Here is a 13,203-nt window from a genome sequence, read left to right on the forward strand (position 1 = left end):
AGCCCAAGGGGCACACGGGCACTCAGCGCCTTCCTCGTGCGTTGAGCCGTACGGAACACCTGTCCCATTTGTCATGTACCAGGAGGCACCCCGCGATGTCGGTCCCGCAGCCCAGCGTCGAGCAGCGTGGCGAACAGATACTCGCCGTTTTCGGTACCGCCTTCGGCGAGCTGCTGGCCGCCGATCCGGCCGCTTTCCGGGTCAAGTTCCGGAAGATGGCCGCCTCGGCCTTCGCCTTCTACCGGGGCGCGGCCTGTCTCTTCTACGAGGACCTGCGGGACACCGCGGACGGCGGCCCGTATCTGGACGAGCGCACCAGCAGGGTCTGGGTGCACGGGGATCTGCACGCGGAGAACTTCGGCACCTACATGGACGCCAACGGCCGGCTGATCTTCAACGTGAACGACTTCGACGAGGCTTTCGTGGGTCCGTTCACCTGGGACGTGCAGCGCTTCGCCGCCTCCCTGGCGCTGATCGGCCACGCCAAGGCGCTGAGCGACGACCAGATCACCGAGCTGGTGCGGATCTACGCGGCCGCCTACCGCGAGCGCGTCCACGTGCTGGCCACCGGAGCCAAGGACGACGACGTGCCCCCCTTCATGCTGGACACCGCCGACGGCGCGCTGCTCGGCGCGCTGCGCTCGGCCCGGTCCCGCACCCGCTTCTCGCTGCTCGACTCGATGACCGAGATACGGGACCACGAGCGGCGCTTCAGCTCCGACGGGGGCGCCATCGAACTGGACGCCGCCACCCGCTACAAGATCCTCGCCGCCTTCGACGGCTATCTGGAGACGCTGCCCGAGTCCAGCCTGGGGCGCCCCGACTCCTACCGCGTGAAGGACGTCGTCGGCCGGCGGGGCATCGGCATCGGATCGGCCGGGCTGCCGTCGTACAACATCCTGCTCGAAGGGCACAGCGACGCCCTCGAGAACGATGTGATCATCTACATGAAGCAGGCGCAGACACCGGCAGTCTCCCGGCACATCACCGACCCCGTGGTCCGGCAGTACTTCCAGCACGAGGGACACCGCACGGTGATCTCGCAGCGGGCGTTGCAGGCGGCCGCCGACCCGTGGCTGGGCTGGACGGAACTGGACGGGACCGGCCAGCTGGTGGCCGAGGTCTCGCCGTACGCGGTGGACCTGGACTGGGGGGATATCGACGACCCGGAGGACATCGCGGCGGTCGTAGCCGACCTCGGACGGGCCACCGCGACCATGCACGCGGCGGCGGACGACGAGAGCGGGCACTCGCTGGTGCCGTTCTCCACCGAGCGGGCCATCGACGCGGCGATCGCGGCCGACGAGGCGGGATTCGCCAAACTGCTGGTCGATTTCGCGCACACCTACGGCGCGCGGGCCCGGGCCGACCATCAGATCTTCGTCGACTTGTTCCGCAATGGACGGATCCCCGGCCTGTGATCTCACCGGATCTCATGGGTCTTTAAGAGGCGTTTACCGAGACCCATGGCACACTCGGGCCCGATGGACATATCCGGGACGCAGCTCAGAGCGGTTCGCGCGGCGCTTTTCACAGCGCTCGTCGTGACCCTCTCCGCTGCGTCCCATGTACTGCTCTCCCAGGTCCCTCTGCCGCTGACCACCGTGGCCCTGCTGTCGGCCGGCGTCTTCGGTGTCGCCTTCGCGCTGGCCGGCCGGGAGCGCGGTTTCGGGGCGATAGCGACCGTACTGATCCCGCTGGAGCTCGCCGCCGACACGGTCTTCACGACCGGTCAGCAGGTCTGTTACGGCCCGTCGGGCGGCCCGGTCACCGGGGCGCTGCGCTCGGTCGGGGTGGACGTGCTCTGCGGCGGCGGCCACGACGTCGGTACGCCGCTGGCCTCCGTCGCCGGCCCCGGCAGGGCCGCGGCGACCGCCCTGTTCGACACCCCCGACCCGGCCCTGCCGTGGCTGCTGCTCGGCGCCCATGTGACGGTCGGACTGCTGGCCGCGTGCTGGCTGCGCAACGGCGAACGCGCACTGGCCGCGCTGCTGCGCTCGGTGGGCGCCTTCGCCTTCCGGCCGCTGCTGGTCGCCGTCGCGGTGGTCACCGCGGGGCTCGGCACCGTACGCTGCGCGGCCCTTCCCACCTCCCGGCCGCGCACCTCGCGCGACCGGCTCCTGGTGCACTCCGTGGGACTGCGCGGACCACCCTGCCCGGCTCTCTCCCTCGCCTGAGCAGGACAGTCCCGTACACCACACGTCCCCATCGGAGTGCATCACCATGAGTTCACGCAACAGCCAGGCCAACAAGGCTGCCGCCCGCGAGCGGCTGCGCGCCGAGCGCGAGCGGCAGGCGAAGAAGGACAAGGTCCGCCGGCAGTTCATCGTCGCCGGATCCATCGTCGTCGTGCTGGCGATAGCCGCCGGCGCCGGGTACGGCATCATGCAGGCGAACAAGCCGGGTCAGTGGGAAGCGGCGAAGGACGCCAAGGTCGTCGCGCCGAAGAACACCTCGGGCAGCGACGGCACCACAGTCACCATCGGCAAGGCCTCCGCCAAGAAGACGCTGCAGATGTATGAGGACCCGCGCTGCCCGATCTGCGCCAGCTTCGAGCAGGCGGTCGGGCCGACGGTCAAGAAGGACCTCGACGCCGGCAAGTTCAAGATCCAGTACATCGGCGCCACGTTCATCGACAACAACGGCGGCGAGGGCTCGAAGAACGGGCTGAGCGCGCTGGGCGCCGCGCTGAACGTGAGCCCCGACGCCTTCATGGCCTACAAGACCGCGCTGTACTCCGCGAAGTGGCACCCGGACGAGACCACCGACAAGTTCAAGGACGACGCGTACCTCATCAAGGTCGCACAGACCGTGCCGGCGCTGAAGGGCAACGCGACCTTCCAGAAGGCCGTGAAGAACGGCACCTACGACGCGTGGGCGATGAAGATGTCCGCGAAGTTCGACAAGAGCGGCGTCACCGGCACGCCGACCCTCAAGATGGACGGCAAGAAGCTCACCCAGGCGGGCAGCGACAACGCTCCCATGACGGTCGCGGACTTCAACACCGCACTCGACACGGCGCTCAAGGCCTGAGGGTCCGCGAACCGAAAGGCTTCCGGACGGCTTCCCGGGACCTAAAGGCTGTCGAGGAAGCCGAGCGCGGTCTGCCAGGTCCGCTCGGCGGCCTCGGCGTCGTAGTCGGCCAGCTCGGGGTCGGTGTAGAGGTGGCCGGCGCCCGGATAGCGGTGCACTTCCACATCGGCCCCGATCCGCTGCATCCGCAGGTACCAGGCGGTCAGCCAGTCGTGCGACTCGAACGGATCGGGGTCGGCGACATGCAGCTGTACGGGCAGCTCGTCCACCGACGCGTCCTCGGCGATGTCCGAGGTGCCGTGCAGGAGCAGCAGCCCGCGGGCCTTCTCGTCGGCCAGGGCCACATTCTGTGCGAGTGAACCGCCGAGCGAGAATCCCGCGTACACCAGCCCCTGGTCCGAGTGGGGGGCCGAGGCGGTGACGGCGCGCTTGAGCAGTTCCTCGGAACCGAGCTCCTCCTTGAACGCCATTCCCTCCTCGATGGTGGCGAAAGTCTTGCCGTCGAAAAGATCGGGCACACGCACCTGGTGGCCGGCTTCGCGGAGCTTCTCGGCCGCCGCGCCGACCGCCGGTCGCAATCCGTACGTCGAATGGAAAAGGATGATGTTCACGTGGCCATCGTGCCAGATACGTTCGGGGGCACGGAGAATGTGCTGCGCCCCCTGATCGTTCTCGGTGGCTCGGTCGGGTTCACCCTGCTGGTGGGGTGGCTGGTCGACCGGATGCTCAGGCGGGCCGACGCGCGCCACCGTGAGACCCCGCTGTGGGGGATGCTGCGCCGCTGCGGGTTCCCGTTGCAGGTCATGCTCTGCGTGGCGCTGCTCCGCGGCTCGTACGACCAGCTGAGAATAGCGTGGCTGCAGGAACACCAGGTGGGGATCGGACGGCTGCTGACGCTGATCCTGATCGGGTCCGCCGCGTGGCTTTTGGTACATATCGCCGCTGCCATCGTCAATTCGTCGTATGCCCGGTACGCCGCCTCCACCCGCGACCCGGCCCGGGTGCGCCGGGTGCGTACCCAGGTCACCCTCATCCAGCGGGTGGTGAGCGCGATCGTCGGCACGGTGGCTGTCGCCGCCATGCTGCTGACGTTCCCCGCGATGCGGGCCGCGGGCACCTCGCTGCTAGCCTCCGCCGGACTTCTCGGCATCGTCGCCGGTGTCGCAGCCCAGTCGACTCTCGGCAACCTGTTCGCCGGGCTGCAGATCGCCTTCGGCGACATGGTGCGGATCGGGGACACCGTGGTGGTGGACGGTGAGTGGGGCACGGTCGAGGAGATCACCCTGACCTTCCTCGCCGTCCGGACCTGGGACGAGCGCCGGATCACCATGCCGGTCTCCTACTTCACCAGCAAGCCCTTCGAGAACTGGTCGCGCGGTGGCGCGGAGATGACCGGGACCGTCTACCTCCAGCTGGACCATTCGGCCCCGGTTCCGCAGATGCGCGACAAGCTCCGCGACATTCTGCGGGAGTGCCCGGCCTGGGACGGCCGGAACTGGTCGCTGGCGGTCACCGACAGCACGCCGAGCACCGTGGAGGTCCGTGCCGTGATCACCGCGAAGAACGCGGACGACATCTGGACGGTGCGGTGCGCGGTGCGGGAGCAGTTGATCGCCTGGCTGTGCGACCGGCACCCCTACGCGCTGCCGCGGATCTCCACCGGCCCCGCGGCCGAACGGGCCGACCCCGGGCCGGACCTGTCCAAGCACAACGGCTCCAAGCACAACGGGTCCAAGCACAACGGGTCCCTACGCACCGGGCAGGGCTGACACCCGCTTCCGGGCGCCCTGACGGGAGGCGGCGCGGCCGTGTTCAGCGCAGGCTGCGCACGTCCAGGTGGCGCAGCACCCGGTCGACGATCTCGGGGTCGGAGCCGGGCTCGTTCCGGGCGGAGAGCACCTCGTGGCGGGCGGCGGACATCATCTCGCGCTGGATCCGCTGGACGGACTTGAGCCGCTCGGCGCGCTTCAGGTACGCCTGGTGCCGTTCCTCGTCGACCATGTCGGGGCTGATCCGGACGCCGATCTCGAACGCGCTGCGGGACATCCGTTCCAGGACGTCCTCGGGCAGCTCCTCGACCTCCTGGATGTCCTTGAGCCGGCGTCTGGCCGCCTTGGACGCCCGGATCGCCAGGCTCCGCTCGAGTTCGCGTTCGGCATCGGTGTCGGAGCGGACCCCGAGCCGCTTCACCAGCCAGGGCAGGCTGAGCCCCTGGAAGACCAGGGTGACCATGATCACGGCGAACGCAATGAAGATCATCTCACCGCGGCCGGGGAACGGATCTCCGTTGTCCTTGGTCGTCGGAATGGCCAGCGCCAGGGCCACGGACGCCACCCCGCGCATTCCGGACCACCACATCACGACGGTTTCGCGCCAGCTGGTGGGGATGTCCTCCTGCAGGTTCAGCCGGTGCAGTCGCTTCGCCAGCCAGGTGGCGGGCAGCAGATAGAGCAGGCGTACGCCGACGACCACCGCCACGATCACGGCGCCCCAGCTGATCATCCGGCCGAGATGTGCGGTGGCCGATCCGAAGACCACGTGCAGTTCGAGGCCGATGAGTCCGAAGGCCACTCCGGTGACCAGGGTGTCGACGATGCTCCAGAACGCGTTGCCCTCGAGCCGGCCCCGTACGTCGTCGGCGTCGGCCGTGTGCTCGGCGAGGGAGAGCGCCGTCACCAGGACGGCGAGCACGCCCGAACCCAGCAGCTCCTCGGCGAGCACATAGGCGACGAACGGCACCATCAGCGTCAGCCCGATCTGCAGGGTGGTGTCGTCAAGCAGTCCCAGCAGTTTGTTGGTGAGCCAGCCGAGCACCAGACCGACCACCACCGCCACCACCCCGGAGAGCACCAGTCGGCCGGCCGCGACCGGCCAGGAGAACGTCCCGGTGACGGCTGCCGCGATCGCCACGTGGTACAGCACGATCGCGGTCACGTCGTTGAACAGCCCTTCGCCCTCCAGGATGGAGACCAGACGCCTGGGCAGGCCGATGGAGCCCGCGACGGCGGTGGCCGCCACCGGGTCGGGCGGGGCCACCAGCGCGCCGAGCGCCACGGCCGCGGCGATCGGCAGACCCGGCACGATCGCGCTCGCCACGGTGGCCACCGCCGCGGTCGTCACGAAGACCAGCGCCACGGCGAGCAGCAGGATCGGCCGGATGTTCGCGGTGAACTGCCGCCAGGAGGTGCGCTGCACCGCGGCGTACAGCAGCGGCGGCAGCACCAGCGGAAGGATGAAATCCGAGGGGACCTGCACGTTCGGCACGAAGGGCAGCAACGCCAGAGCGATCCCGGCGAGCGTCATCAGAACCGGCGCGGGCAGCCCGAGCCGCTCCCCGATCGGCACCGAGATCACCGCGCCGATCAACAGCGCGAGCAGCAGCGCCAGTTGGTCCACGGGACACCCTCCGAGCCGATCGAATACCTGGTGATCAGGGCCCAAGGGTGCCATGGCAGACGCCGCGAATCGCTCAACGGGGCCCGGCCGCGGTGCCGTCTCAGATGGTGCGGCGCATCGCCCGGTGCGGAATTCCGGCGTCCGGGAACTCGGGTCCGTACGCCTCGTACCCCAGGCGTTCGTAGAAACCCAGTGCGTGGGTCTGCGCGTGCAGGTCCACCGCGGTCAGCCCGCGTGCCCGCGCGGCGCCCTCGATCGCCCGCACCAGCGCGGCGCCGATGCCCCGGCCGCGGCCCGCGGCGGTGACCGCCAGCCTGCCGAGTGAGCCGACGGTGCCGGCACCGGAGCCCGCTGAGGCGTGCGGGGCGGCGGGGCCCGGCAGGAGCAGCCGGCCGGTGCCCATCGGTCCTTCCGGGCCTTCGGCCAGCACGTGGACCGCGTCCGCGTCGTGGTCGTCGTACTCGATGTCGGCGGGCACGCCCTGCTCGTCGACGAAGACCGCCTTGCGCACCGCGAAGCATGCGGCGAGGCCGGCCGGGTCGGAGACGACCCGCACCTGACGATCTGTGACCGGCATCACTCGCTCTCCGCCCTGATCGCGTCCAGCGCGTGCTGCAGGTCGTCCGGGTACGCACTCTCGAACTCCACCCAGCGGCCGTCCGACGGGTGCTCGAAGCTCAGCCGCATCGCGTGCAGCCACTGCCGTGTCAGCCCCAGCCGCTTGGCCATGGTGGGGTCGGCGCCGTAGGTGAGGTCGCCGACACAGGGGTGCCGGTGGGCGGACATGTGCACCCGGATCTGGTGGGTGCGCCCGGTCTCCAGCTTGATGTCGAGCAGCGAGGCCGCCCGGAACGCCTCGATCAGGTCGTAGTGGGTGACGGACGGTTTGCCGTCGGCCGTCACGGCCCACTTGTAGTCGTGCTGGGGGTGGCGACCGATGGGGGCGTCGATCGTGCCGCTCATCGGATCCGGGTGGCCCTGCACCAGTGCGTGGTAGCGCTTGTCCACCGTGCGTTCCCGGAACTGCTGCTTGAGCAGGGTGTACGCACGCTCGGACTTGGCGACGACCATCAGCCCGGACGTACCGACGTCCAGCCGGTGCACGATGCCCTGGCGCTCCGCCGCGCCCGAGGTGGAGATCCGGTATCCGGCGGCGGCGAGACCGCCGATGACGGTGGTGCCGGTCCAGCCGGGGCTGGGATGGGCGGCGACACCGACAGGTTTCACGATCACCACGATGTCGTCGTCGTCATGGACGATCTCCATGCCCTCCACGGGCTCGGCGACGATCTGCACCGGAGCGGCCGCCTGGGGCATCACGACCTCCAGCCAGGCACCGCCGTGAACCCGCTCCGACTTGCCGACCACCGACCCGTCGACCTGCACCTTTCCCGTAGCGGCCAGCTCGGCCGCCTTGGTACGGGAAAACCCGAACATGCGCGAGATGGCGGCGTCGACGCGCTCGCCCTCCAGGCCGTCGGGAACGGGCAGGGTGCGGATATCGGGAACTGTGCTCACGCGTCGAGTATGCCTTGCCCCCGGCGTCCGCCGGTCCGCGAGAGGTGGTCGCGTGCGTTCAGTCCTTGTGCAGCGTGCCGTCGGGGTCCAGTCCCCTGAAGGAGAGCAGCACGATCAGGACCCCACCACAGCAGATCGCGGAGTCGGCGAGATTGAAGACGGAGAAGTGCGCGACGGAGATGAAGTCGACGACCGCGCCCTGGAAGGGACTGGGTGAACGGAAGATCCTGTCCGTGAGATTGCCCAGTGCCCCGCCGAGCAGCAGCCCCAGGGCGATGGCCCAGGGCACGCTGTAGAGCTTGCGGGCCAGCCGGGCGATCACGAAGATCACCACCGCTGCGATGCAGGTGAAGATCACGGTGAAGGCCGCGCCCACCCCGAAGGCGGCGCCGGGGTTGCGGATCGCCTCGAACTTCAGCGCATCACCGATCACGCTGACCGGTGCGTGGTGCTCCAGCTTGGCGACCACGATCGTCTTGCTGACCAGGTCGAGCAGGTAGGCGAAAACCGCCACGGCGAAGAGCACCGGGAGTTTGCGCCTGCCCCGGGGCCGCTCGGCGTCCGCCGTACCGTCCGTTGCGGACAGCTCCTCACCGGACGGCTGAGCCCCGGCCTGCCGCTCCTCGGGGAACCGCTCCGGCCCCGCCCCGGCGGCCTCGGGGGTGTCCGGCGTACCGATGATGCGCTCCGCCTCTGCCACGTGAGTCCCTCGCCCTAGTACCTGACTGAGAACGAGGGTACGACACACCGGTACCGGAAACCCTCAGCACCTGCTCAGGCGCCTGTTAATACCTGCGCTCCTGCTTCTGTTTGCACTCCACACAGAGCGTGGCGCGCGGGAAGGCCTGCATGCGGGCCTTCCCGATGGGATTGCCGCAGTTCTCGCAGAGCCCGTAGGTGCCCGCGTCCAGTCGCTCCAGGGCCCGCTCGGTCTGCTCGAGCATCTCGCGGGCGTTGGCGGCCAGCGCCAGCTCGCTCTCCCTGGTGATGTTCTTGGTACCGGTGTCGGCCTGGTCGTCGCCCGCGCCGTCCCCGGAGTCCCGCATCAGCCCGGCGAGCGCCGTCTCGGCCGAGGCGATCTCGGCTTCCAGCCGGGCGTCCTCGCTCTGCAGCCCGGCGCGTGCCTCGGCGACCTCTTCCGGGGTCCAGGGGTCCTCGCCGGGACGTACCGGCAGCTCACCCGGTGCCACCGGCGCCGCCACCCCTGCTTTGGGGGGTGCCGACGCGGCAGCACGCTTCCTGGCCGCCGTAGTACGGCCAGCAGTCTTCTTCGCAACCACCGTCTTGGCTCCCGTCTGTTCCGCGGCCTGAGCCGCCCCCTGGGCCGCGGCTGCGGCCTGCTTCGCCACCATGGCCGCGGCCCCTTCACATTTTGTGATCTTGCGCGCAAGCCGTCCTGGGACGATAAGTCGACATGCGCTCGGCGGCAACCGGGCACGCCGCCCGGTCAGCCGCCCTCACCGCCGCGACAAGGAAAGCCTCCATCCGTTGTGCCCAGCTCCCCGCCCGGTAATCCGCCGCCACGAAGCCGCCCGGGCCACGGCGGAATCCGAGTGGCCATTCGGACCAAGGGCCCGACCCGGCGCGGCCGCACGAAAAGCGGTGGGATACCCATCGCACCGGCCCGTACACTGGGCCCAGCGAACGGCATGGATGGGACGAGTAGCGTCGCAGGCGGCCATCAGCGATCCGGGGACGGTGCGAGCCCGGAGGCAGGCGCGATGTGAAGATCACCCCGGAGCTGTCGGAAGAAAGCCCAGCGGGACCGGTGGGCGAGTAGAACCGGCGTCGCGACCCCAATGAGGGGGCCACGGGCACACGCACGGGGCCAAGGAGGGTGGTACCGCGGGAGCGACTGGGCTCTCGTCCCTCCGACGGAGAGAGAAACGTCCGTTGGAGGAGCTCGCCCATGACACTGCCGCAGTACAGCCAGGTGCCCGCCCAGGTCGACCTGCCCGCGCTCGAGCACGCCGTGCTCGATTTCTGGCGCGAGGCGCAGGTCTTCTCGAAGAGTCTCGAGCAGTCCGAGGGGCGCCCCGAGTGGGTGTTCTACGAAGGTCCGCCCACGGCGAACGGCATGCCCGGCGCGCACCATATCGAGGCCCGGGTCTTCAAGGACGTCTTCCCCCGCTTCCGCACGATGCAGGGCTACCACGTGCCCCGCAAGGCCGGCTGGGACTGCCACGGACTGCCCGTCGAGCTCGCGGTCGAGAAGGAACTGGGCTTCAGCGGCAAACCGGAGATCGAGGCGTACGGCATCGCCGCGTTCAACGACAAGTGCCGGGAGTCGGTGACCCGGCACACCGACGCCTTCGCCGAGCTGACGACCCGCATGGGTTACTGGATCGACCTCGACAACGCGTACCGCACGATGGACCCCAGCTACGTGGAAAGCGTCTGGTGGTCGCTGAAGGAGATCTTCAACAAGGGCCTGCTGGTCCAGGACCACCGGGTCGCGCCGTGGTGTCCACGCTGCGGCACCGGTCTCTCGGACCACGAGCTGGCCCAGGGCTACGAAACGGTCGTCGACCCGTCCGTCTTCGTACGCTTCCCGCTGACCAGCGGTCCACTCGCGGGCGAGGCCGCGCTGCTGGTCTGGACGACCACCCCCTGGACCCTGGTCTCCAACACGGCGGTCGCCGCACACCCCGACGTCACGTACGTGGTGGCGACCGACGGCCAGGAGAAGCTGGTCGTCGCCCAGCCGCTGGTCGAGAAGGCGCTGGGCGAGGGCTGGGAGCTCACCGGGCAGAGCTTCACCGGCGCGGAGATGGAGCGCTGGGCTTATCAGCGGCCGTTCGCGCTGATTCCCTTTCCGAGCGTCAGCGAGGGAAGCAATGAGCACAGCCCGGCAGAGGCGCACTACATCGTCAACGCGGACTACGTCACGACCGAGGACGGCACCGGTCTCGTTCACCAGTCCCCCGCCTTCGGTGAGGACGACCTCAAGGTCTGCCGGGCGTACGGACTGCCCGTCGTCAACCCGGTCCGTCCGGACGGCACGTTCGATGAGGACGTGCCGCTGGTCGGCGGCGTCTTCTTCAAGAAGGCCGACGAGACCCTGGTCGCCGACCTCCAGGCGCGCGGCATGCTCTTCCGGCACGTCCCCTACGAGCACAGCTATCCGCACTGCTGGCGCTGTCACACCGCGCTGCTCTACTACGCGCAGCCTTCCTGGTACATCAGGACCACCGCGGTCAAGGACGCGATGCTGCGGGAGAACGAGAAGACCAACTGGTTCCCGGACTCCGTGAAGCAGGGCCGCTTCGGCGACTGGCTGCACAACAACGTCGACTGGGCGCTCTCCCGCAACCGTTACTGGGGCACCCCGCTGCCGATCTGGCGCTGCGAACAGGACCACCTCACCGTGGTCGGATCACGCGCCGAGCTGTCCGATCTCACCGGCACCGATCACTCGGGGCTCGACCCGCACCGCCCGTACATCGACGAGGTCACCTTCGGCTGCCCGCAGTGCGCGCAGACCGCCACGCGGGTCCCCGAGGTCATCGACGCCTGGTACGACTCGGGTTCGATGCCCTTCGCCCAGTACGGCTACCCGTATCAGAACAAGGAGCTCTTCGAGCGGCGCTACCCGGCGCAGTTCATCTCGGAGGCGATCGACCAGACGCGCGGGTGGTTCTACACCCTGATGGCGGTCGGCACCCTGGTGTTCGACAAGTCGAGTTACGAGAACGTCGTCTGCCTCGGTCACATCCTCGCCGAGGACGGCCGGAAGATGTCCAAGCACCTGGGCAACACCCTGCAGCCGATCCCGCTCATGGACCAGCACGGCGCGGACGCGGTGCGCTGGTTCATGGCGGCCGGGGGTTCACCCTGGGCGGCCCGCCGGGTCGGTCACGGCACGATCCAGGAGGTGGTCCGCAAGACCCTCCTGACCTACTGGAACACGGTGGCCTTCCAGGCCCTCTACGCCCGTACCTCCGGCTGGGCCCCGTCCGCCGCCGACCCGGCGCCCGCCGACCGCACGGTGCTCGACCGCTGGCTGCTGAGCGAGCTCAATGCCCTGGTGGACCAGGTCACGCAGGCGCTGGACGGGTTCGACACCCAGCGGGCCGGCAAGCTGCTCTCCGCCTTCGTCGACGATCTCTCCAACTGGTACGTGCGCCGCTCCCGCCGCCGCTTCTGGCACGGTGACGCCGCGGCGCTGCGGACGCTGCACGAGGTCATCGAGACGGTGACCCGGCTGATGGCGCCGATCACCCCGTTCATCACCGAGCGGGTCTGGCAGGACATGGTGGTGCCGGTCACCGAGGACGCCCCGGAGTCGGTGCACCTCTCCAGCTGGCCGAAGGCCGACCTGACCATGATCGACCCGTCGCTCTCCCAGCAGATGGCGCTGGTGCGGCGGTTGGTGGAACTGGGCCGGGCCACCCGCGCCGAGTCCGGCGTGAAGACCCGCCAGCCGCTCTCCCGGGCGCTGGTGGCGGCGGCCGGCTTCGAGGCGCTGTCCCCGGAGCTGCGGGCGCAGATCGCCGAGGAGCTGAACGTCTCCTCGCTGGCCTCCCTCTCGGAGGTGGGCGGCTCGCTGGTCGACACCACGGCCAAGGCCAACTTCCGGGCGCTGGGCAGGCGTTTCGGCAAGGGCGTCCAGGCGGTGGCGAAGGCGGTGGCCGAGGCCGACGCGGCGGCCCTCTCGCTGGCCCTGCGCGAGGGCACCGCCACGGTGACGGTCGACGGCGAGTCCGTCACCCTCACCCCGGAAGAGGTCATCATCACCGAAACCCCCCGCGAGGGCTGGTCGGTGGCGTCCGACTCGGGCGCCACGGTCGCCCTGGACCTGGAGATCACCGCGGAGCTGCGACGGGCGGGGCTGGCCCGTGACGTGATCCGCCTGATCCAGGAGGCCCGGAAGAACAGCGGCCTGGACGTCGCGGACCGTATCGCGGTCCGCTGGTCCGCCAAGGACGCGACGGTCGCGGAGGCGCTCGGCGAGCATGCGGGGTTGATCGCGGACGAGGTGCTGGCGGTGGACTACGCGGAGGGCGAGGGCGACGCCACGTACGGGGCGGCCTTCGAGGACGAGGGCTTGTCCCTCGCGTTCCGGCTCCGCCGCACGAACGCGTAACCCGCACGGGGCGGGGCCCGCCGGGGCTCCGCCCCGGACCCCGCTCCTCGATCTCCCCCAGACTCCGTCCGGGGAGACCCGATCCGGGCGGCCTGCTACGGCAAAAGGGCCGGGCCCCGGGGAAACCCCGGGGCCCGGCCCTCAGTCTGCCGACTGCGGTGCGCGCGCGG

The 13,203-nt window shown here is 69.8% G+C and carries 11 protein-coding genes; 5 read left to right on the forward strand and 6 right to left on the reverse strand.

What is annotated here, in order from left to right; genetic code table 11:
* Positions 1 to 95 precede the first annotated feature (95 nt).
* From AB0436_RS01260 to AB0436_RS01270, 3 genes are all read left to right on the forward strand, one after another.
* On the forward strand, positions 96 to 1,421 hold the full coding sequence (locus AB0436_RS01260) for a DUF2252 domain-containing protein (protein WP_366465557.1): 1,326 nt from the start codon (positions 96 to 98) through the stop codon (positions 1,419 to 1,421).
* A gap of 63 nt (positions 1,422 to 1,484) precedes the next feature.
* Positions 1,485 to 2,177, forward strand: a complete 693-nt coding sequence (locus AB0436_RS01265) for a hypothetical protein (protein ID WP_366465558.1) — start codon at positions 1,485 to 1,487, stop codon at positions 2,175 to 2,177.
* Between the two features lie 46 nt (positions 2,178 to 2,223).
* The gene (locus AB0436_RS01270; protein WP_366465559.1) at positions 2,224 to 3,033 is read left to right on the forward strand and encodes a thioredoxin domain-containing protein; all 810 of its coding nucleotides are present in this window, start codon (positions 2,224 to 2,226) and stop codon (positions 3,031 to 3,033) included.
* Positions 3,034 to 3,074: 41 nt separating this feature from the next.
* Here AB0436_RS01270 and AB0436_RS01275 read toward each other — a convergent pair whose 3' ends face one another.
* Complete coding sequence (locus AB0436_RS01275) at positions 3,075 to 3,644, reverse strand: dienelactone hydrolase family protein (protein ID WP_366465560.1); 570 nt, start codon at positions 3,642 to 3,644, stop codon at positions 3,075 to 3,077.
* Positions 3,645 to 3,653: 9 nt separating this feature from the next.
* On the opposite strand from AB0436_RS01275, the gene AB0436_RS01280 reads away from it, so the two are divergent.
* Positions 3,654 to 4,802: a mechanosensitive ion channel domain-containing protein gene (locus AB0436_RS01280; RefSeq protein ID WP_366466110.1), complete on the forward strand. Its 1,149-nt coding sequence runs from the start codon at positions 3,654 to 3,656 to the stop codon at positions 4,800 to 4,802.
* Between the two features lie 43 nt (positions 4,803 to 4,845).
* Here the strand turns inward: AB0436_RS01280 and AB0436_RS01285 are convergent, their stop codons facing one another.
* The 5 genes from AB0436_RS01285 to AB0436_RS01305 all read right to left on the reverse strand — a co-directional run bounded on the left by AB0436_RS01285 (position 4,846) and on the right by AB0436_RS01305 (position 9,299).
* Complete coding sequence (locus tag AB0436_RS01285) at positions 4,846 to 6,429, reverse strand: Na+/H+ antiporter (protein WP_366465561.1); 1,584 nt, start codon at positions 6,427 to 6,429, stop codon at positions 4,846 to 4,848.
* A 100-nt stretch (positions 6,430 to 6,529) separates the two neighbouring features.
* On the reverse strand, positions 6,530 to 7,006 hold the full coding sequence (locus AB0436_RS01290; RefSeq protein WP_366465562.1) for a GNAT family N-acetyltransferase: 477 nt from the start codon (positions 7,004 to 7,006) through the stop codon (positions 6,530 to 6,532).
* Positions 7,006 to 7,947 carry an RluA family pseudouridine synthase gene (locus AB0436_RS01295; protein ID WP_365855515.1) on the reverse strand — a complete coding sequence of 314 codons (942 nt, stop codon included), beginning with the start codon at positions 7,945 to 7,947 and terminating at the stop codon, positions 7,006 to 7,008. Before AB0436_RS01295 ends, AB0436_RS01290 begins: the two co-directional genes overlap by 1 nt.
* 58 nt (positions 7,948 to 8,005) lie before the next feature.
* Complete coding sequence (gene lspA, locus AB0436_RS01300) at positions 8,006 to 8,647, reverse strand: signal peptidase II (protein WP_366465563.1); 642 nt, start codon at positions 8,645 to 8,647, stop codon at positions 8,006 to 8,008.
* Positions 8,648 to 8,732: 85 nt separating this feature from the next.
* On the reverse strand, positions 8,733 to 9,299 hold the full coding sequence (locus tag AB0436_RS01305) for a TraR/DksA family transcriptional regulator (protein ID WP_366465564.1): 567 nt from the start codon (positions 9,297 to 9,299) through the stop codon (positions 8,733 to 8,735).
* 557 nt (positions 9,300 to 9,856) lie between these two features.
* Here AB0436_RS01305 and ileS point away from each other — a divergent pair.
* Positions 9,857 to 13,033, forward strand: coding sequence for an isoleucine--tRNA ligase (ileS, locus tag AB0436_RS01310; RefSeq protein ID WP_366465565.1), 3,177 nt, complete (start codon positions 9,857 to 9,859; stop codon positions 13,031 to 13,033).
* Positions 13,034 to 13,203 lie beyond the last annotated feature (170 nt).

It is taken from the genome of Streptomyces sp. NPDC051322 (assembly GCF_040689485.1).
In the GTDB taxonomy this organism is placed as follows: domain Bacteria; phylum Actinomycetota; class Actinomycetes; order Streptomycetales; family Streptomycetaceae; genus Streptomyces.